This window comes from Nitrospirillum amazonense, assembly GCF_007828035.1.
GTDB classification, from domain to species: Bacteria; Pseudomonadota; Alphaproteobacteria; order Azospirillales; family Azospirillaceae; genus Nitrospirillum; species Nitrospirillum amazonense.
The window spans coordinates 23,936-44,611 of the sequence record NZ_VITV01000020.1; the positions used below are offsets into that span (position 1 = coordinate 23,936).

Annotated in this window: 15 protein-coding genes and 1 pseudogene; 7 read left to right on the forward strand and 9 right to left on the reverse strand. The window is 67.0% G+C overall.

Features of this window, described 5'->3' with window-relative positions; genetic code table 11:
• Nucleotides 1-4: 4 nt before the first annotated feature.
• Nucleotides 5-496 carry a CreA family protein gene (locus FBZ87_RS28470; RefSeq protein WP_145613948.1) on the reverse strand — a complete coding sequence of 164 codons (492 nt, stop codon included), beginning with the start codon at nt 494-496 and terminating at the stop codon, nt 5-7.
• Nucleotides 493-909: an HRDC domain-containing protein gene (locus FBZ87_RS28475; protein ID WP_145613949.1), complete on the reverse strand. Its 417-nt coding sequence runs from the start codon at nt 907-909 to the stop codon at nt 493-495. Before FBZ87_RS28475 ends, FBZ87_RS28470 begins: the two co-directional genes overlap by 4 nt.
• A gap of 281 nt (nt 910-1,190) precedes the next feature.
• On the opposite strand from FBZ87_RS28475, the gene FBZ87_RS28480 reads away from it, so the two are divergent.
• Complete coding sequence (locus FBZ87_RS28480) at nt 1,191-1,508, forward strand: 2Fe-2S iron-sulfur cluster-binding protein (protein WP_145613950.1); 318 nt, start codon at nt 1,191-1,193, stop codon at nt 1,506-1,508.
• A gap of 96 nt (nt 1,509-1,604) precedes the next feature.
• On the opposite strand, the gene FBZ87_RS28485 is transcribed toward FBZ87_RS28480, so the two are convergent.
• The 4 genes from FBZ87_RS28485 to FBZ87_RS28500 form a co-directional block, all read right to left on the reverse strand.
• On the reverse strand, nt 1,605-2,372 hold the full coding sequence (locus tag FBZ87_RS28485) for a SapC family protein (RefSeq protein ID WP_145613951.1): 768 nt from the start codon (nt 2,370-2,372) through the stop codon (nt 1,605-1,607).
• Between the two features lie 188 nt (nt 2,373-2,560).
• Entirely contained in the window at nt 2,561-2,926 is a 366-nt protein-coding gene (locus tag FBZ87_RS28490) for a hypothetical protein (protein ID WP_145613952.1), read from the reverse strand.
• 169 nt (nt 2,927-3,095) lie between these two features.
• Nucleotides 3,096-4,163 (reverse strand): Glu/Leu/Phe/Val family dehydrogenase, encoded by a 1,068-nt coding sequence (locus FBZ87_RS28495; RefSeq protein WP_145613953.1) that lies wholly within the window; start codon nt 4,161-4,163, stop codon nt 3,096-3,098.
• Between the two features lie 254 nt (nt 4,164-4,417).
• The gene (locus FBZ87_RS28500) at nt 4,418-5,326 is read right to left on the reverse strand and encodes a peptidoglycan-binding protein (protein WP_145613954.1); all 909 of its coding nucleotides are present in this window, start codon (nt 5,324-5,326) and stop codon (nt 4,418-4,420) included.
• A gap of 284 nt (nt 5,327-5,610) precedes the next feature.
• Here FBZ87_RS28500 and FBZ87_RS28505 point away from each other — a divergent pair, with 284 nt between their 5' ends.
• Nucleotides 5,611-6,003, forward strand: coding sequence for an Hpt domain-containing protein (locus tag FBZ87_RS28505; RefSeq protein ID WP_186455040.1), 393 nt, complete (start codon nt 5,611-5,613; stop codon nt 6,001-6,003).
• Nucleotides 6,004-6,078: 75 nt separating this feature from the next.
• Here FBZ87_RS28505 and FBZ87_RS28510 read toward each other — a convergent pair whose 3' ends face one another.
• Nucleotides 6,079-6,804 (reverse strand): response regulator transcription factor, encoded by a 726-nt coding sequence (locus FBZ87_RS28510; RefSeq protein ID WP_145613956.1) that lies wholly within the window; start codon nt 6,802-6,804, stop codon nt 6,079-6,081.
• 287 nt (nt 6,805-7,091) lie between these two features.
• Complete coding sequence (putA, locus tag FBZ87_RS28515) at nt 7,092-10,262, reverse strand: bifunctional proline dehydrogenase/L-glutamate gamma-semialdehyde dehydrogenase PutA (RefSeq protein WP_145613957.1); 3,171 nt, start codon at nt 10,260-10,262, stop codon at nt 7,092-7,094.
• Between the two features lie 129 nt (nt 10,263-10,391).
• Between putA and FBZ87_RS28520 the strand changes: the two genes are divergently transcribed.
• On the forward strand, nt 10,392-10,877 hold the full coding sequence (locus FBZ87_RS28520; RefSeq protein WP_145613958.1) for an Lrp/AsnC ligand binding domain-containing protein: 486 nt from the start codon (nt 10,392-10,394) through the stop codon (nt 10,875-10,877).
• 166 nt (nt 10,878-11,043) lie between these two features.
• Entirely contained in the window at nt 11,044-13,647 is a 2,604-nt protein-coding gene (locus FBZ87_RS28525) for a TonB-dependent receptor (protein WP_145613959.1), read from the forward strand.
• On the opposite strand, the gene FBZ87_RS28530 is transcribed toward FBZ87_RS28525, so the two are convergent.
• Nucleotides 13,644-14,927: a BaiN/RdsA family NAD(P)/FAD-dependent oxidoreductase gene (locus FBZ87_RS28530; RefSeq protein ID WP_281289020.1), complete on the reverse strand. Its 1,284-nt coding sequence runs from the start codon at nt 14,925-14,927 to the stop codon at nt 13,644-13,646. The genes FBZ87_RS28525 and FBZ87_RS28530 overlap by 4 nt on opposite strands.
• Nucleotides 14,928-15,148: 221 nt before the next feature.
• On the opposite strand from FBZ87_RS28530, the gene FBZ87_RS28535 reads away from it, so the two are divergent.
• The 3 genes and pseudogenes from FBZ87_RS28535 to FBZ87_RS28545 all read left to right on the forward strand — a co-directional run bounded on the left by FBZ87_RS28535 (nt 15,149) and on the right by FBZ87_RS28545 (nt 20,635).
• Nucleotides 15,149-16,237, forward strand: coding sequence for a homocysteine S-methyltransferase family protein (locus FBZ87_RS28535; protein ID WP_186455041.1), 1,089 nt, complete (start codon nt 15,149-15,151; stop codon nt 16,235-16,237).
• Nucleotides 16,238-16,250: 13 nt separating this feature from the next.
• Nucleotides 16,251-18,971, forward strand: a pseudogene (gene metH, locus FBZ87_RS28540) (methionine synthase); the annotation flags it as partial.
• A gap of 98 nt (nt 18,972-19,069) precedes the next feature.
• Nucleotides 19,070-20,635 carry a S41 family peptidase gene (locus FBZ87_RS28545; protein WP_145613962.1) on the forward strand — a complete coding sequence of 522 codons (1,566 nt, stop codon included), beginning with the start codon at nt 19,070-19,072 and terminating at the stop codon, nt 20,633-20,635.
• The last annotated feature ends 41 nt before the right edge of the window (nt 20,636-20,676 follow it).

A 20,676-nucleotide genomic window follows, 5' to 3' on the forward strand; every position in this document is an offset into this window, starting at 1 on the left:
GGCGTTAACGCTCCGGCTTGCCCTTCGTCCAAGTGGGGTTGGCGTTGAACAGCGGCACCGTTGAAATGGCCATCTTGGCCGACGCGTCCTTCACCTGGCGGCTGTAGACGACGTAGATCAGGGTGTCGTTGGCCCGGTCATAGATTCGCCGGACGGCGATGGACTTGAAGATCAGGCTCTTGCGCTCGGAAAACACCTCCTCGCCATGCTTGGAGGTGTCGATCTTGCCGATGACGATGGGGCCCGTCTGGCGGCAGGAGATGGAGGTGTTGGACGGGTCTTCGAACCAGTTGCCCTTGCGCAGCCGGTCGATGACACTGCGCGAGAAGCTGACGATGTGGCAGGTCACGCCCTGAATGTCCGGGTCGGGCACCGCCTCCACCGTCAGTTCATTGCCCGTCCAGTCGTTGCTGAACGACCCCACCTCGTCGGCGCGGGAGGCACCCGCCGCCAAGCCGGCAAGCGTCAGGGCGGCGGCAAGCAGCAGGCGCCTCAATTGGTCAACTCTTCCATGGTCTGGCGGACGATCTGCACGATCTGACCGCCGCGGCCGGCCACGTCGAAACCCGCGGCGCTGCTGATGACCGACAACTCGATCTCCGTCGTAGGAGCATAACGGGCAATCTCCGCCACCACGACGTTGGACAGGACCTCTTCCTTGTCCACGCCCAGCGACTTGGCAACCTCGGTCCGCCAGCTGTTGATGGCAGAGATGATGGCCGATTCGATCTGGGCGGTTTCCTCCTTGCGGCGCAGGTCCCGGTACTGGACCAGCACGCGCCAAGCCCCATCGGCATAGGCGGTGTCGATGCGCGAAACCTCCACCGTACGCAGGAACGAGGCCAGGCGGGTCTCGTCCTCGTCATGCGCGGCGTCACGGATGGAGAAGGTGCGGATTTCCAAGGTCATGCGCTGTCCCGGTCAGAGGGCCCGGAGGGGGTCCGCCCGGCACCGGGCCGGCGGGCCACATCCATGGATATCCGGCAATATAACCGAGGCAGGGGCGCTTGACAGGGGGCTGAGGCATCGCCACGAAGGTTTTTCGGGGTGGGCTTGCGGATTTTCGCCTCGCGTGCGCCTGCGGATTTCACTATCACCAGCCCGATCGTTCGCCGGCCGACGGGTCCCACAGGCCCCGGCATCCCGGCGGATGGTCCTGTTCCGCCGCCGCAGCCCAAGGAAAACGACCCATGCCTACGATCCACGTTATCGATGCCGATGGCGCGGAGCACGTCATCGAGGGGGATATGAAGGCCTCCGTGATGGAAAACCTGTGCGATCACGACTTGCCGCTGGACGCCGACTGCGGCGGTTCCTGCGCCTGCGCCACCTGCCATGTCCTGGTGGACGCCGGCTGGACCGCCCGCCTGCCCCCACCCAGCCTGGATGAACAGGCCTTGCTGGAGGAGGAGCCGACCTACCAGCCCGGCCGCTCTCGCCTGTCCTGCCAGATCGACTTCAAGCCCGAACTGGACGGCTTGCGCCTGACATTGCTGCCGCGCCGCTGAGGTCGGTGACCCGTGTAAAGTCGGTGACCCGTGTAAAGACGAAGGGCGCCGGTGATCCCTCACCGGCGCCCTTCGCGTTCATGGGGTCTATCGACCTCAGGCCTTCTTGGCCAGTATCCGCTCGGACGCCAGTTCCGCCAGGATGCTCCAGCGGGACAGCGAGATGAAGTGGGAATAGACCAGGCCCAGGTAGCCGCGCTTGCGCCAGTCCAGGAACACATCGTCCGGCAGCTCGTTGAACTTCTTCTCATCGATGATGGTGAAGCCCGTGAGGGTCATGCGGCTGTTGTCGTGCGACAGCGTGAGATCCAGGCGCTGTTCCACCAGCAGGCCGCGGTCGTGCAGTTCCTTGCAGAACGCGCTGGTGGCGACGGCGGACTGGTTGAAGGTGGCGCAGAAGTTCAGGGCGTCGTTGCCCGCGGCGCCGGCCTTGTCACCTTCGAACAGGGGGACGTCACCGTCCGGACCCACCAGGTTGGCATCCTCTTCCAGGCACAGCACCAGGCGCTCCCGGTCCGGGGTCTCCATCATCAGGAAGGGGTAGCGGCGGACATAGGCCGGGATCGGCGTGTTCTTGCGCCAGTTGCCCTCACCGTCGACGAACAGGTTCTCGTCCGGGCGCACGCCGGTCAGAACCACCGCGGCCGGGTTGTTGCCCAGGGTGAAGACGATGGGGTAGTGGCCGTTGAGGGAGATGAACTCCTCGCCCACGATCGGAATGGCGTTGGCGTTGGCAGCGTAAGAGAACGTCCGCTGCTGCTTCAGCTTCCAGTCCCCGTGACGGCTGATGTCGACGGGAACGGGCTCCCGATAGAACGGAGGCATCTGGCCGGCTTCGGAATTGGCGGCGGCGGCGTCGGTCATGGCAAAAGGTCCTGGTTTACCGGTTAAATTCAAACTGACCGGGAATTGGACCCTGATGTGCGCGCCCTCTCCCCGACAGGATGGGCTCTGGAGTGCCGGAATTGTATGCGTGAGTCAACAGTCCCGCGACCCAGCCATGACTTGAACGCGTGACGAACTGTGACATGTCCGGCTTTGCGCCGCGCATGTCAGCGGTTGCGCAGCGTGGCCTTCTTCCGCTGCGCGCCCACCTCCTGCTCGCCCAGCCAGATGACCAGCGTGGCCGCGCCGGAGATGATCTGCAGCACCTTTTCAGCCTTGGCCGGCATGCGGATCTTGCGCGTCATGCAGTAGTTCACCAGCGCCGCGGCCACCTCCATCTCGGCGAAGGTCGCCTCATGCATCTTGCCGTAGTCGTCCTCGATGGGAAGCTGCACAGTGATGGGCGGCCCCTCGACGATGACGGGATCCTTCACCATGCCCACGGGCAGCTTGCGATTGAGGCGCCCGGTGAATTCCACGATCGCCGTCATCAGCTCCCGTTCGGTGAAGCTGATCGCGCGCAGTTCCTGCATGCCCCGTCCCCTCGAATACCCCTGCCCCTGATTGGGGCAGGCGGCATCATATAGGCGGCCCGACACCCAAGTCACCCCCGCCGTAAGGATCATAATCACCCTGATTCACAACGAAAAAGGCCGGCCGCCCACCGGGGCGCCGACCTCTTCCGTCATGGTCTTCAAGACCTCAGGCGACCTTGGCCATGCCCTGGGCGCGGCCGGCGGCCAGGCGTTCGCGCGCCATCTGGTCCGCCACCTCGTTGGTGGGGCGGTCGTCGGCGTCGGCGCGGCGGAAGATGTCCGCCAGCGTGCCGTGGATGGCCTCCACCTTCGCCAAGATGGCGTCCTTGCTGTAGGTGCCGCCGACCTCGCCCGCGACGTTGATGATGCCGCCGCCGTTGATGACGTAATCGGGGGCGTAGAGCACGCCCAGGGTCCGCAGCTGCCGGCCGATGGCGTCCACCGACAGCTGGTTGTTGGCGCCGCCGGCAACCACCTTGGCCTTCAGCTGCGGCAGCGACTGCTCGTTCAGCACACCGCCCAGGGCGCAAGGGGCGAAGACATCAACGTCCTGGGCATGGATGACGGAGGGGTCCACGGCCGTGGCGCCGTGGCGATCGACCACCCGCTTCACCTGGTCGGCGAAGATATCGCTGACCACCAGGACGGCGCCGTCATCGGCCAGGCGCTGGCACAGGTGGCTGCCCACATTGCCCAGGCCCTGCACGGCGACGCGCACACCCTTCAGGCTGTCGGTACCCAGGCGGTGCTTCACGGCAGCCTTGATGCCCAGATACACGCCATAGGCGGTGAAGGGCGACGGATCGCCGCTGGCGGCGGCGCCGTGGTTCAGGCCGGCCACATGCTTGGTCTCGCGGCCCATGAGCTGCACGTCGGCCACGGTGATGCCCACGTCCTCCGCCGCGATGTAGCGGCCGCCCAGGCTTTCCACCATACGGCCGAAGGCGCGGAACAGGGCGTCGGACTTGGCGGTCTTGGGGTCGCCGATCAGCACCGACTTGCCGCCGCCCAGGGGCAGACCCGCCATGACGTTCTTGTAGCTCATGCCGCGCGACAGGCGCAGGACGTCCTTCACGGCGTCGGCCTCGGTCGCGTAAGGCCACATGCGGCAGCCGCCGCAGGCGGGCCCCATGGTGGTGTCGTGGACGGCGATGATGGCCTTGAGGCCACTCTCCGGGTCACGGCCGAACAGGACCAGCTCGTGATTGTCGAAATCCGGAGCGTCGAACAGCATGGGGGCACTCTCCTGCCTGGGGCCCGGAACCATGGCGCCGGGCCGGTGATCCGGCCCATTCGCATGCGGCGGGGGCGGAACTGTCTGCAGGACGAAGCTTAGGGGCGGGACCTGGGCCGGTCGATTTCGTTGTTTTATTGCGCGGCGCAGCTTTGGCGAACACTCGGGCCTCTGCCGTGCAATGTCCTGTCGCGCCGCTGGTGCCGCGACTGAATTCCCCGGAATCGAGGCGCGGTGGGCTGGAATTTGCCGGCTCAGCGGCCGACGCGCAGGCCAGGCGGGCCGCTGGGGCGGGCCGGTGTCTCGCCCAGGCGGGGCATGACACGGCCATCGGGCAGGCGGGTATTCTCCCCACCCAGCGAGGGCTCACGCCGGACGTCGCCCGGCCGGCCGCGCTTGGGCGCCTTGCGGCTGGGGCGGCGGCCGCTCCACCACCAGATGCCGGCCATCAGGGCCAGCAGGGCACCGACGAAGCCCAGCAGGGCGTTGCGCGCCCAGTCCGGCGCGGTGATCTCGGTCGGCGCCTGCTCCGGCGTGTCGCCGGTGGACTGTGTCTCCACCGCGATGCGGCCGGCGCCGGTGGTGCTGGTGGCGTCCTGGCCCGGGGCCGGCTGGGCAGTCGACGTCCCGCCCGGGCGCTGGGTGACGGACGGCGGGGGTAGATTGGCCGGCGTCCCCGACGATGCCGAAGGGCCCGGGTTGCGCGAAACGCTCAGCACCGTGCTTTCCTGGGCCTGGCCGCCTTTCTCCACCCCCACGGCGGAGCGGGCGGCCTTGGGCTGCACGTCCTCCTCCTTCAGGCGAGGCTGCGAGGCCTTGGCACGGCTGGTGGGATCGGCCAGATTGCCCACCGTCTTGTCCACCGGACGGCCTTCCATCATGCGGGCGATGGTGTCCTGGTCCAGCTTGCCGGTGACCTTCAGTCCCTCGGCCTTCTGATATTGCCGCAGCGCAGCGACGGTCGGCGGGTCCATGCGCGAGGAAGCGCGGCCCTCGTACAGCTCCTTCTCTTTCAGGATGTTCTGGGCCCATTGGATGGTGGCGCTATTGGGCTCGCCACTATTGGTGTCGCTGGGGGCGGCCAGCGCCAGGCCGGCACCCGCCGTGGTCAGCATCACTGCCGCGATGGCAGAGGCGAACAAGGGCCGGCGGGCATTGAACATCGTGAAACTATCCTCTTCCAGGTCACGTCGCGGGAGGGAAACCCGGGATCAGCGTGTTACAATTCACGCCACTTTGCCATGCGCATTTTAGCCGCCGGCCCCCCTAAATGCTGCATTGCGTCCAGACCAAGTGGGTATCTCTGACGGCGACATCGGGTCCGCGCGGGCGACAACCCCGTCAAAATCTCGCGTCATTGTGTGAAAATAATGGCGCCGGGTGTTGTAACGTTCCCCGGTGGAAGGCCAAACAAGACAACAAACCAAGACTGCAACGGAAAACGCCGATGACCGCGCACACTGAGGCCGAAAGCTGGCCACTTGAAGACACGCCCACCCTGGACCGTGGCGTGCTGACCGCCCACATCAACGACTTGGGGGCGGACCTGGTGCGCCAGATCGCGGAGAAATACCTGGACGACGCGCCGGCCAGCGTGGCGGCGGTGCGCGCGGCCCTGGAGGCGCAGGACCTGCCCCTGCTGCAGAAGCTGATCCACCGCCTGGGCGGCGGCGCGCAGACCGTGGGGCTGGCCGCCCTGTCGGCCCAGGCGCGCAAGGCGGAGCATGCGCTGCGCCAGGGCCACAACGACGAAGGCATCCGAGAGGCCACCCGCCTGCTGGCCCGGGTGGGCAGCGACCTGGCCGTGCTGGACGAATTTCGTGCCAACCTGAAGGACTGACGCCCATCCGGCTCAGACGAAACGGGCCCGATCCAGCCGGATCGGGCCCGCAGCGTTTCGGACGTTACCCCGGGATTACGCTGGGCCGGTCACGTCGGCGCCCAGGCGGTAGCCCAGGCCCTTTTCCGTCAGGATCAGGCGTGGCTGGACCCCGCCATCGTTCATCTTTCGGCGCAGGCGGCTGACCAGCACGTCGATGGTGCGGTCGCTGGGGTTGCGGTCGGTACCGCTGACGGCGTCGATCAGTTGGTCGCGCGTCACCACCCGGCCGCCGGACCGGACCAGCAGGGCCAGCAGCTCGAACTCGCCGCGCGTCACCCGCACCTCGACACCCTGGGTATCGATCAGGCGGCGACGGGCCAGGTCGATGGTCCAGCCGCCGAAGCGGCGCACGGTGCCCTCGGCCCGGCGCATCTTGCTGGGATGGGTCCGGCGCAGCAGGTTGCGCGCCCGGGCCAGCAGCTCACGCGGGTTGGGCGGCTTGGTCACATAGTCATCGCCACCGGTTTCCAAACCGAAGACACGGTCGTCCTCGTTGGCGCGCCGGGTGACGATGATGATGCCGACGTTGGAAATCTCGCGTATGTCGCGGGCGATGGAAAAACCATCCTCGTCCGGCAGCTCGATGTCCAGCAGCACCAGATCCGGGGGTTGCCGGATGATGGCCTCCCGCGTCTGCTTGCCGTTGGCCGCCTCGGCGATCATGAAACCGGCCTGATGAAAGTATCCCGCCAGCAAGGCCCTGGTCGCCGGCTCGTCCTCAACGATCAGGACCAGCGGCGCTTCCACACTCTCCGTCATGACTCTTCCAACCCCCCTGCCGGCCATTGCCCCAAATGCACCGCCGGACGTTGGCGACAGAATGTCCCTCGCGGGCCGTCAACGCAAGTCCCTGGCGAACCAAGGCTGTGCGGCGTTCCTATAGGGAAAAAGGCCAGGGCTGAACCGCGAAAAGCTCCCCCAAAAGGAAGAGGCGGGCACCCATGGCCAATCGCCACAAGTGCCCGCCCCCATCCGGACCCTACTGCCCAGGGTGTTCCAAGCCCGAGTCTTTGCCCGAGTCTTGGGGTACGATGCGCCGTTGCTGGTCAGCCGCCGAGGCCAAGCAGGTCGGCGTTGCCGCCAAAGGCGGTGATGTTCACGGTCAGCGTCTTCTCGGTGGCGAAGCGCAGCAGATAATGCGGACCGCCAGCCTTGGGACCCGTGCCCGACAGGCCGTGGCCGCCGAAGGGCTGAACGCCGACGACGGCCCCCACCATATTGCGGTTGATGTAGGTGTTGCCGCAGTTCAGGCGCCGGAAAATCTCCTGCGCCCGGCCTTCCAGGCGGCTGTGCACGCCCAGGGTCAGGCCGTAGCCGGTGGCATCGATGTCGGCCAGCACCTGGTCCAGGCTGTCGGCCTTCCACCGCACCAGGTGGAGGATGGGGCCGAACACTTCGCGCGGCAGCCGCTTCAGGCTGTCGATCTCATAAAGGCGCGGCCCGAAGAACGTGCCGTTGGCGAGATCCGCGCCCGGGTCGCACGCATGGATCAGCTTGGCCTCGCGGTCCATGCGCGCGGCATGGGCCACCAGGATCTGCCTCGCATCCTCATCGATGATGGGGCCGACGTCGGTGGCCAGGTCCATCGGGTCGCCCAGGGTGACCAACTGCATGGCGCCCTTCAGCAGGTGCGCCATCTGGTCGGCCACATCGTCCTGCACGAACAGGACGCGCATGGCGGAGCAGCGCTGGCCCGCCGACTGGAAGGCGGAGGTGATGCAGTCGTCCACCACCTGCTCCAGCAGGGCGGTGCTGTCGACGATCATGGCGTTCTGGCCGCCGGTCTCGGCAATCAGGGGAACGATGGCGCCGTCGCGGGCGGCCAGCGCCCGGTTGATCAGGCGCGCGGTTTCGGTGGAGCCGGTGAAGGCCACGCCGCCGATGCGGGCGTCGGCCACCAGGGCCGCGCCCACCGTCTCGCCATCGCCCGGCAGCAGGTGCAGGATATCACCCGGCACGCCGGCCTTGTGGAACAGGCGCACGGCGCGGGCGCCGACCAGGGTGGTCTGCTCCGCCGGCTTGGCCACCACGGCGTTGCCGGCGGCCAAGGCGGCCGCCACCTGGCCGGTGAAGATGGCCAGCGGGAAGTTCCACGGGCTGATGCAGACGAAGGTGCCGCGGCCGTGCAGCGACAGCTCGTTGCTTTCGCCCGTCGGGCCCGGCAGGCGGGTGGGCGCGCCGAACTGCTTGCGGGCGAGGTCGGCGTAATACCGGCAGAAGTCCACCGCCTCGCGCACCTCGGCGACGGCGTCGCCCCAGGTCTTGCCCGCCTCGCGGATCAGAATGCCCAGCAGGGCCGGGGCGTCGGCCTCCAGCGCGTCGCCCATGGCGTCCAGGATTCGGGCGCGCCCCTCGCCGCCCAGCGCGTCCCAGCCGGGCTGGGCCTGGGCGGACAGCGCCAGGGCGCGGTCGATATGCTCCGCCGTGGCGTCGGCGGTGGTGCCCACGGTGCGGGTGCGGTCGGACGGATCCAGCACCGGGCGGCCCTTCTGACCGGCCAGGTCCTGACCGCCGACGATGGGGCCGGCCGTCCAGGCCTGGGCCAGCGCGGCGTCGATTCCGGCGCGCAAGCTGCGCACCGTGGCCTCATCCGCCAGGTCGACACCGCGGGAGTTGGCGCGGTCGTCACCATAGAGCTTGTCGGGGGTCGGGATACCGGCATGGCGCAGCACGGGCAAAGCCTCCAAAAGGGCGATGGGGTCGGCAACCACCTGGCTCACCGGGATGGCCGGGTCCATGTAGGCGTTGACGAAGTTGCTGTTGGCGCCGTTCTCCAGGAGACGGCGAACGAGATAGGGCAGCAGGTCCTCATGCGTGCCGACAGGCGCGTAGATGCGCACGCGCGGCACGTTCTTCAGACGGTCGCGCGCGGCGGCGTACAGCAGGTCGCCCATGCCGTGCAGGCGCTGAAACTCCAGGTCGCGGTTGTCGCCCGCCAGGTGCAGGATGGCGGCGATGGTGTAGGCGTTGTGGGTGGCGAACTGCGGATAGATCGCGTCCTTGGCCGCCAGCATCCGCCGCGCGCACACCAGGTAGCTGAGGTCCGTCGCCGCCTTCTTGGTATAGACGGGATAGTCGGCGTGGCCCTGGGTCTGGGAGAACTTGATCTCCGTATCCCAATAGGCGCCCTTGACCAGGCGCACCATCAGCCGGCGCCCGGCGGAGCGGGCCAGCGCCGCCAGCCAGTCCACCAGATGGGCGGTGCGCTTCTGATAGGCTTGGATGGCCAGGCCCAGGCCGTTCCAGCCGGCGAGGTCGCCATCGCGCGCCAGGGACTCCAGCAGGTCCAGCGAGATGTCCAGGCGGTCCGCCTCTTCCGCGTCGATGGTCAGGTTGATGTCCCAGCGCTTGGCCGCCAGGCACAGATCCTTCACGCGCGGCAGCAGCTGGGCCATGACATCGGCGCGCTTGGCGAAGACATAGCGCGGGTGCAGGGCCGACAGCTTGATGGAGACGCCGGGGGCGGCGTAAGGGCCGCGGCCGGCCGCCGCCTTGCCCACCGTGTCGATGGCGTTGAGGTAGGACGCCTGGTAGCGGTCCGCCTGCTCCCAAGTGCGCGCGCCCTCGCCCAGCATGTCATAGGAATGGACGGTGCCTTCGGGCTTCGCCTTCTTCGCTTCCGCCACCGCCTCGGCGATAGTGCGGCCCATGACGAAGTGTTCGCCCATGACCCGCATGGCCTTCATCATGGCGGCGCGGATGACCGGCTCGCCCGAGCGCTGGACCAGGCGGCGCAGCAGGCCGGGGGCGTCGCCCTGCTTTTTGGTGTCGACCTCCACCACCCGGCCGGTCAGCATCAGGCCCCAGGCGGCGGCGTTGACGAAGGCGCTGTCCGACTGCCCAAGATGCTGGTCCCACTGCCCCTTCGTGATCTTCTCGGCGATCAGCCGATCGGCCGTGGCCGGATCGGCGATACGCAGCAAGCATTCGGCGATGCACATGAGGGCGATGCCCTCCTGATTGGACAGGCCGAACTCCTGCATGAAGGCATCCAGGGGACCCAGTTCCGACCGGCGGGCGCGGGCGGCGTTCACCACGTCCACCGCCTGGGCGTCGATGGCCCGGCGCTCTTCCGCCGTCAGGCCGTGCGCCGCCAGCAGGGCGCGCACCGCCGTCTCCTCATTCACATGCTTGGCCCGGCGCAGGGCGGCGCGGGGGCCGTCAAGGTCGGGCGTGGAGGGGGAGGGAGGGCTGGACGGGGCGGTCGCCTGGTACATGACACTGCCTGGGGCTTGGGTGGGGCGATAATGTCGCGGATTATGGCGAGATCACCGGCATATTTCCCGCCAATTTGCGCAATTTTTCAGTATATCCTCCGGCGAAGACGCCCTTCGGACGATGAAAATATGACCCGCCAAACCGCTGACCAGCTGGACCGCATCGACCTGAACATCCTGCGCATCCTGCAGGAGGATGGGCGCCTGTCGAACGTGGAGCTGTCGCGCCGCGTGAACCTGTCCCCCACCCCATGCCTGGAGCGGGTGCGGCGCCTGGAACGCGACGGCTATATCCAGGGCTACGCGGCGCGGCTGGACCCGGAACGGCTGGGCCGCAGCCTGATGGCCTTCATCGAGGTGCGGCTGGACCGTACCAGCCCCGACGTCTTCAAAATCTTCGCCGACGCCATCTCCCCCATGGACGAGATCCAGGAATGCCACATGGTGGCCGGCGGCTTCGACTACCTGATCAAGGTGCGGGTGGCCGACATGGCGGCGTACCGCGCCTTCCTGGGCGACAAGCTGTCCAGCATCCCGGGCGTGGCCCAGACCCACACCTATATGGTGATGGAGGAGGTGAAGTCGACGGCGGCCATTCCGGTGCCGGTGCGGTGAACCAGCGGCTGGGCTCTTATTCAAGCAGCGGCGCCACAATGGCAGCGCATTCCAAGACAAAATTGCCAAGGTCGCAATTATTTAATCAACTTTAAATAATATCTATCGCGAGGGCTGTTATCAGGTCGCCCGCATCGGCCCCTCCTCGCCATAGGATAGACCTACCATGTTCCGGAGCATGTTGCTGCGCCGCACCGCCGTGCCGCTGATCCTTTGCCTCGCCCCGCTTGCTGCCCACGCCGACGAAGCGCCGCCGGCGGATCAGATTCAGGAGGTGGTCGTCACCGGGTATGGCCACAGCCTGCAGACGGCCAGCGACGTGAAGCGGCAGGCGGACCAGGTGGTCGACTCCGTCTCGGCCGAGGACATCGGCAAGTTTCCGAACCAGAACGTGGCGGAAGCGCTGCAGCTGGTCACCGGCATCACCATGACCCGCAGCCGCAGCGAAGGCCTGGACATCGCCGTCCGGGGCTTCGCGTCCAACTTCCAGACCACGCAGCTGAACGGCCGCAGCATCGCGGTGAATGAAAACGTGGAAAACGGCGGCGTGAACGGCCGCCAGTTCCGCTACGACGTGCTGCCGTCCGAACTAGTATCGCGCATCGATGTCCAGAAGTCACCCACCGCCGACATGAACGAGGGCGCCATCGGCGGCAACATCAACATCCTGACCTTCCATCCCTTCGACCTGGGCACCACCGCCAGCGTCAACGCCCAGGGCAGCTATTCCGATCTACGCGACCGGGTGGACCCGTCCGTGTCCGGCATCGCGTCCTGGGTGAACGCCAACCGGGACCTGGGCGTGCTGATTGCCGCCTCCTACATGGAACGCTCGGTGCGGCAGGACCGCGAATACAGCACGGGCTGGCAGATCACCAAGGCCTGGGACCCGTACTTCGGTGGCGACACCTGGACCCCCACCCGCATCCGTCCGACCATCGAGCAGGAGGATCGCCGCCGTTACACGGTGGACGGCGCCCTGCAGTGGCAGCCCAATGAGCATTGGGAAACCAATGTCGACGTGCTGTTCTCCCGCCTGAAGGACAATTACGACGAATACGGCATCGACTTCTATCCGGGCGACAGCGCGGTGAAGCCGGCGGCGGGCACCTTCACCGTCACGGACGGCACCATGGTGCGCGGCACTTTCAACAACGTCTTCACCATGGCGTCCCGCGAAACCTCCGGCCAGCGCCACGACCTGTTCGTCGCCGGCCTGAACCAGAAATGGACCGACGGTCCCTGGACCGTGGACGGCGATTTCTCCTATTCCTCGGCGCACAGCGTCACCGATGACCCCATTCACCGCAGCCGGCTGCAGGTCTACCTGCCGCTGACCATGGATTTCACCCGGGGGTATGAGGCCGCCTATGACCTGATCACGCCGGTCAACCTCAACAGCCCCGGCAGCTACGTCGGCCGCCGCCTGGAATACCGCGATGAGGACAGCAAGGATTACGATTGGGGTGGCCGCCTGGACGTCACCCGCGACCTGAACGTCGGCCCCCTGTCCAGCCTGGTGCTGGGCGGCGAGTACCGGGAGCGGGAGCGCGACTATTTCCGCCGCGACCTGGTGAGCGAGGCGGGGGTCAAGGGTGTTCCCGGCGGGGCCTTCCCCTCCTCCCTGTTCGAAGCCTTCCCCTATTCCGACTTCATGAGCGGGTTCAGCGGCAACTTCCCGCGCACCTGGCTGGTACCCAACGGCCGCGCCTTCTTCGCCAACTACTTCGACAATTCGCTGCTGAACACGCCGCTGACAGCCGCCGACCTGGCCAACGGCTTCAAGGTGACGGAAGAGACCGCGGCCGGCTATGGCCGGCTGAACATGAAGACAGCCCTGGCGGGCATTCCGCTGACCGGCAACGCCGGCCTGCGCGTGGTGGACACCAGGCAGGTCTCCAGCGGCTACGCCACCAACGGCGTCACCGCCACGCCGGTGCGCTATGAAAAGAACTACACCGACCTGCTGCCCAGCCTGAACGTGAAGGCCGACCTGACCGACTACCTGGTCTCGCGCTTCAGCGTGGCCCGGGTGCTGACCCGGCCGAACCTGGGTGACATCGCGCCGCGTCTCAGCATTTCCAACGACGCGCCGACCGGCAGCGGGGGCAACCCCAACCTGTCCCCCTACATGGCGACCCAGTATGACGCCACGCTGGAATGGTATTTCCGCAAGGACGCGTCGCTGACCGGCGGTGTGTTCTACAAGCAGCTGGACAGCTACATCACCGCCAAGAACACAGAGATCAATATTCCCGGCCGCGGCGACATCCGCGTCACCACCCTGGCCAACGGCGGCAATGCCGAGGTCCGGGGGTTCGAGCTGGCCTATCAACAGGTCATGACCTTCCTGCCCGCCCCCTTCGACGGCCTGGGGCTGCAGGCGAACTTCACCCACGCCGATGTCACGACCCTGTTCGTCACCGGCACCCGTACCGTCCGGGACCAGCTGCCCGGCCTGTCCAACAACAGCTACAACCTGGTGGGCTTCTACGACTACGGTCCCTTCGGCGCCCGCCTCAGCTATTCCTGGCGCAGCGCGTACATGAGCGGGTTCGGCAACGAGGTCAGCTCGGACACCAATGTCGATGCCTACGGCACCCTGGACGCCAGCCTCAGCTACGCCGTCACGGACAACATCACGCTGACCCTGGAAGGAACCAACCTGACAGGCGCCGCCCTGTACAACTACGGCAACACCACCACCCAGGCGCGGGAAATCTACTACTACGGTCGCCGCTACACCGCCGGGGTGCGGGCGAAGTTCTAATCACTGGCATCGGGCCGGCCCACGTGCCGTGACCGGCCCGAGTCCCGCTCCAGAAACGCGGCGATACCCTCCGCCGCCGCCAGCGCCCCGCTGAAGCAGGCTTGCAGCAGATAGCCGCCGGTGGGCGCTTCCCAGTCCAGCATTTCCCCCACGGCGAAGACGCCGGGCATGCGGCGCAGCATCAGGTGGTCGTCCAGTTCGGCCAGCTTGATGCCGCCGGCGGTGGAGATGGCGCGGTCCATGGGGCGGATGGCGGCCAGGGTGAGGGGCAGCGCCTTGAGACACCGGGCCAGCGCCGCCGGGGTGGCGAGATCGGCGGGCGTGGCGCCCTCGCGCAGCAGGGCGGGCATGACGCCCTCCAGCCCCAGGGCCTTGCGCAGGCGGTTCTTCAGGCTTTCCGACGGCGGCGCACGGCCCAAGCGCGCCGTGATGGCGGCCAGGTCCAGGTCGGGCTTGAGATCGATGTGCAGCACCGCCTGGCCGTCGCGGGCGATGGCCTCCCGCAGCGGCGCGCCCAGGGCGTAGAGGGCGCCGCCCTCCAGGCCCGTCCGGGTCACCACCGCCTCTCCCCGGCTGGTCTCGCCGGCGAAGGACAGCGAGATGCGCTTCAGGGGCTGGCCCTCCGCCCGCTCGACGAAGGCGGGGGACCAGGCGACGTCGAAGCCGGCGTTGGCGGCACGGAAGGGGACGAGGTCAACGCCCCTCGCCGCCAGCAGGGCCGCCCAGCCGCCATCGGAGCCCAGGCGCGGCCAGCTGGCGCCCCCCAGGGCCAGCAGGATGGCGTCTGCCGCCACCGCCAGCGGGCCTTCCGGCGTGTCGAAGGTCAGGGCGCCGTGGGCGTCCCAACCCGTCCAGCGGTGACGGGCCTTCAGCGTCACGCCCAGCCCGTCCAATCGGCGCAGCCAGGCGCGCAGCAGGGGAGAGGCCTTGAGACCCACGGGAAAGACGCGGCCGCTGCTGCCGACGAAAGTTTCGACACCCAGGCCGTGCACCCAGGCGCGCAGGTCGTCCGGCGTGAAGCGCCTGATCCACGGCGCCACCATCGGCGCCGCCGCGCCATAGCGGGTGAGGAAACGGTCCAGCGGTTCGGAATGGGTGATGTTCAGGCCACCGCGCCCGGCCATCAGGAACTTGCGCGCCGGTGAGGGCATGGCGTCATAGACGGTAACGGCGATGCCCCTGCCGGCCAACGCCTCGGCCGCCATCAGGCCGGCGGGACCGGCACCGATCACGGCCACCGCCCGGCGCCCGCGCCCCTCTTGCTCCGCCGTCTGCGGCACCCTCTGTCCCCTACGAATTCAGTCCTAGCCGCTTCTAGGCACGCACCGCCATCGCCGTCAATGCGCGCCACCACAAAAGCGCATGGCGCCTGCGTCACATGCATCACATAAAGACATCTTTATGTTTGCATCTGTATCCCCACATCACTAGGGTGGCGAACATTGTTACCTGAGAACCGGCTGCTTCGATGCCCGAAGGCCCGCCGGCGGAGTACGCGATCATGGCCCTGACCCGTTCCGAACGCCTGGCCCGCCTGCCGGAGCTGCTGAAACAGCGCATCCTGGTGCTGGATGGCGCCATGGGCACCATGATCCAAGGCTACAAGCTGGATGAGGCCGGCTATCGCGGGGAGCGGTTCAAGGACTGGCACCGCGACGTGCGCGGCAACAACGACCTGCTGAACCTGACGCAGCCGCAGATCGTGCGCGAAATCCACCAGCAGTATTTCGACGCCGGCGCCGACATCGTCGAGACCAATACCTTCAACTCCACCAGCATCAGCCTGGCCGACTACGGCATGGAGGATCTGGCGTACGAGTTCAACAGGGCCGGGGCCGCCCTGGCCCGTGCCGCGGGCGACGCGCTGGAGGATGCGGACACCCATGACGGTGTGGTGGGCCGCCCGCGCTACGTCGCCGGTGCCATCGGCCCCACCAACCGCACCGCCTCCATCAGCCCGGTGGTGACCGACCCCGGCTTCCGCAATGTCGATTTCGATGAGCTGCGCGCCGCCTACCGCACCCAGGTGGAGGGCCTGATCGACGGTGGCGTCGACATGCTGCTGGTCGAGACGATCTTCGACACGCTGAACGCCAAGGCCGCCCTGTTCGCCGTCGAGGAAGTGCTGGAGGAAAAGGGGCTGAAATTGCCGGTCATGATCTCCGGCACCATCACCGACCGCTCCGGCCGCACCCTGTCCGGCCAGACGACGGAGGCCTTCTGGAACAGCCTGCGCCATGTGAAGCCGCTGAGCATCGGCCTGAACTGTGCCCTGGGTGCCGACCTGATGCGCCCCTACGTCCAGGAACTGAGCCGCGTCGCCGACACCTATGTCAGCGCCCATCCCAACGCCGGCCTGCCCAATGAGTTCGGCGGCTATGACGAGACGCCGGAACAGATGGCCGACGCCCTGCGTCACTGGGCCGGCGACGGCCTGGTGAACATCGTCGGCGGCTGCTGCGGCACCTCCCCCGTCCATATCCGCGCCATCGCCGAGGCAGTGAAGGGCATCACCCCGCGCCCGCCCGCCGACCGCCCGGCGCGCATGCGCCTGGCCGGGCTGGAGCCGTTCGAGATGCCGGCCTTCTAATCCACCCCGTCCAGACCCAGGCGCCCCGCCCCTCGTTTCGCTTCCGGAATCAGCCGCCATGACCCAGCCCCGCACCGCCGTCTTCATCAATGTGGGTGAGCGCACCAACGTCACCGGATCGGCCAGGTTCAAGAAGCTGATCCTGAACGGCGACTATGAGGCGGCGCTCGCCGTCGCCCGCCAGCAGGTGGAGGGCGGCGCCCAGATCATCGATGTCAACATGGACGAGGCCATGCTGGACAGCGAGGCCGCCATGGTCCGCTTCCTGCGCCTGATCGCCTCGGAACCGGACATCGCCCGCGTGCCGGTCATGATCGACAGTTCCAAGTGGAGCGTGATCGAGGCGGGGCTGAAGAACGTCCAGGGCAAGGCCATCGTCAATTCCATCAGCCTGAAGGAGGGCGAGGACGCCTTCATCGCCCAGGCCAAGAAGGTGCGCCGCTACGGCGCCGCCGTGGTGGTCATGGCCTTCGACGAGAAGGGCCAGGCCGACACCGAGGCGCGCAAGGTGGAGATCTGCCGCCGCAGCTATGACGTGCTGGTCAACAAGGTGGGCTTCCCGCCGGAAGACATCATCTTCGACCCCAACATCTTCGCCGTCGCCACGGGCATCGAGGAACACAACAACTACGCCGTCGACTTCATCAACGCCACGCGCCGCATCCGTAGCGAGCTGCCGGGCGCCCACGTCTCCGGCGGCCTGTCCAACGTCTCCTTCAGCTTCCGCGGCAACGAGACGGTGCGCCAGGCGATGCATGCCGTGTTCCTGTACCACGCCATCGCCGCCGGCATGGACATGGGCATCGTCAACGCCGGCGAGCTGCCGGTGTACGAGGACATCCCGGCCGAGCTGCGCGAGCGGGTGGAGGATGTGATCCTCAACCGCCGCGAGGACGCCACCGACCGCCTGCTGGAAGTGGCGGAGAAGTACAAGGGCGGCGGCGCCAGGAAAGAAGCGGACCTCAGCTGGCGCCAGGCGCCGGTGAACCAGCGCCTGACCCACGCCCTGGTGCATGGCCTGACCGACTGGATCGACGAGGATGTGGAGGAGGCGCGCCAGGCCGCCGACCGCCCGCTGTCGGTCATCGAAGGCCCGCTGATGGACGGCATGAACGTGGTGGGCGACCTGTTCGGCGCCGGCAAGATGTTCCTGCCCCAGGTGGTGAAGTCGGCCCGCGTCATGAAAAAGGCCGTGGCCTACCTGCTGCCCTTCATCGAGGCGGAGAAGGACGGGGCCGCCAGCCGCAGCAACGGCAAGGTGCTGCTGGCCACGGTCAAGGGCGACGTGCACGACATCGGCAAGAACATCGTCGGCGTCGTCCTGCAATGTAACAACTACGAGGTCGTGGACCTGGGCGTCATGGTGCCTTGTGCCAAGATCCTGGAGACGGCCAAGCAGGAGAAGGCCGACATCATCGGCCTGTCCGGCCTGATCACCCCGTCGCTGGACGAGATGGTGTTCGTGGCCAAGGAGATGCAGCGCGAGGGCTTCGACCTGCCGTTGCTGATCGGCGGCGCCACCACCAGCAAGGTGCACACGGCGGTGAAGATCGACCCGGCCTACCAGGGCCCCGTCGTCCACGTCATCGATGCCAGCCGCGCGGTGGGCGTGGCCGGCAACCTGATCAGCCTGGCGGCCAAGGGCGACTACACCCAGGGCGTGAAGGGCGATTACGCCCGCATGCGCGAGGCCCACGCCCGCGCCCAGGCCGGCCGCGCCCGGCTGCCCATCGCGGACGCCCGCGCCAACCGCGCCCAGCTAGACTGGGCGGCGTATGAAGCGCCGCAGCCGCTGAAGCCCGGCCTGACGGTGTTCGAGGATTACGACCTGGCGGAGCTGGTGTCGCGCATCGACTGGCGCCCCTTCTTCCAGGCCTGGGAACTGGCCGGCACCTTCCCCGCCATCCTGGAGGACGCCGTGGTGGGCGAGGCGGCGCGCAACCTCTACGCCGACGCCCAGGCCATGCTGCAGCGGATCGTCGGCGAGAAGTGGCTGACGGCCCGCGCCGTGGTCGGCCTGTGGCCCGCCAACACCGTGGGCGACGACATCGAGATCTATGCCGACGCCAGCCGCACGATGGTGACGGCCACGCTGCACACCCTGCGCCAGCAGATGGCGCGCGAGCCCGGCCATGATCGCCCGCACCTGGCCCTGGCCGACTTCGTGGCGCCCAAGGAAACGGGTGTGCCCGACTGGGTGGGCGGCTTCGCCGTCACCGCCGGCATCGGGCTGGAAGAACGGGCCAAGGCGTTCGAGGCGGCGCACGACGACTACAGCGCCATCCTGCTGAAGGCCCTGGGCGACCGCCTGGCCGAAGCCCTGTCGGAACGCATGCATGAGCGCGTGCGCACCGAGCTGTGGGGCTACGCCGCCGGCGAAGCATTGAGCAATGAGGACCTGATCGCGGAGAAGTACCGCGGCATCCGCCCGGCCCCAGGCTACCCCGCCTGCCCCGACCATACGGAGAAGGGCATCCTATGGCAGCTGCTGGACGCGGAGAAGAACGCTGGCGTCACGCTGACCGAAAGCTACGCCATGACCCCCACCGCCGCCGTCAGCGGCCTGTACTTCGCCCACCCCGACGCCAAGTACTTCGGCCTGGGCAAGGTGGAGCGTGACCAAGTGGCGGACTATGCCGCGCGCAAGGGCATGGACATAGCCACCATGGAACGCTGGCTGGCCCCCAACCTGAACTATGAGCCCACCGCCGCCGGGGACGCGGCGGCGGCGTGAGGCTGCGGCGGGCGGTCGCAGTCACGTCGCGTTCATCATCCTGTGGCCTGGTGGCGCTATGGTTTCCTCTTGGTTGAGAAACCCGCCACAGGCCACCCATGCCGCTTCATCGCCTTGTCCTTTTCTTCTTGATGGTTGTGATCTGCCTGCCCGCAATCGCGGGGGTGCGCAGCGACTATCCCCCCAAACCCACCACCGTGCAGGGCTGGCGCAAGGCAGCGGCGGAAGATTTGGCCGCCATCCACACCCTGCTGAAAGAAAACCATCCCGCCATGGTTGTCGATAAGGGGGGCGAAAGCTTCAAGGCCTGGATCGACAAAGGCTATGAGCAAGCCAAGCGCCAAATCCCCGACATCCGGGGGGAGTGGGACTATTATTTCCTGATCACCCATTATGTCGGCGGGTTCCGCGACGCCCACATCGGCATCAACCGCCATAGTGACCTCCCGGAGCCTGAGATCCAGCGCTGGCCCGGCATCGTCCTCGCCTACGCCAACGGACGATATGTCGTGCACAGCACCGCCCCCTGGCTCGCTGACCGGGCTCCGCCTTTAGGGGCAGAGTTGGTCACCTGCGACGGGCATTCCGTGGATGCGTTGGCCCGGGCGCGGCTGGATCTTTATTGGGAGAACATGGATCTGGAACGGGGCGCCTATCAGGGCGCGTGGCAGCTTCTCATGGATGTCGGCAACGGCTTCGCGCCCCAACCACGGACCTGCCTGTTCCGGACGCCCGCTGGCATCAGGTCATATCCGTTGGAGTATCGCAAACCGGTGACCGAAGATGACTTGTCAAACCGCGTGAGCGCGACGGCACCGGCAACATCGTCCCCCCTGGGGGTGACCAACCCGCTACCAGGCGTTTGGTGGATCGCCCTGCCTTCCATGCGACCGGCCAAAGCGGACTGGGATGCATTGATCACGGATGTGGAAAGCCACTTAGCCGATATCCGCGCTGCCCATCAGGTGGTGATTGATCTGCGAGGGAATTTGGGTGGCAACGATATGATCCCGTTCCACTTGGCCTCCCTGCTGTGGGGAAGGGATTTCCTCCTCAGCCACGAACACAAAACCCCACGTGTAATCTATCGAGCCACGCCTTTAATCATTAGAAAATATAAAAAACTGGAAGAAAAAAGCTTGCTCCTTGATTCCACTATAGCACGCATCACGCCACCGCTTCAGCGGGCTCTGAATGAGGGAAAATCCAAACTTATTTTCAACTCATCGCAGAGTAACCTGGACGATACGCGCCCGGACAACCGCATGAACGGTCAGGTCGTTCTGTTAACCGACCACAATTGCGTCTCTGCTTGCCTGGACGGCATGGACATGATGCTTCCGCTGCCCAATACTGTACAGGCCGGCTGGGAAACATGGGCTGACACCATATTCGGCGCGGTCATACACAAATCTTTGCCCTCACGACGATGGTCGCTCTATTTCTCCGTCAACGCCGCAGTCGACCGCTGCCGGGGAAACAACATCCCGTACCGGCCATTGCCAGGCTTCCGCTTTTCCGGGGACATCACGGATACCGCCGCCATCCAGGCGTGGGTCCAGCATCTGCCGGCGACACCGGCGGACTGGGGGGCGACCGGTCCTGGCTGCCCCCGCTCCCAACCACAGCCGGTCCATCCGCCGCCCATGGCCATCATGGATTGAGGACCATGGATTGAAGGACAATGTGGCCAAGCGACACGCCG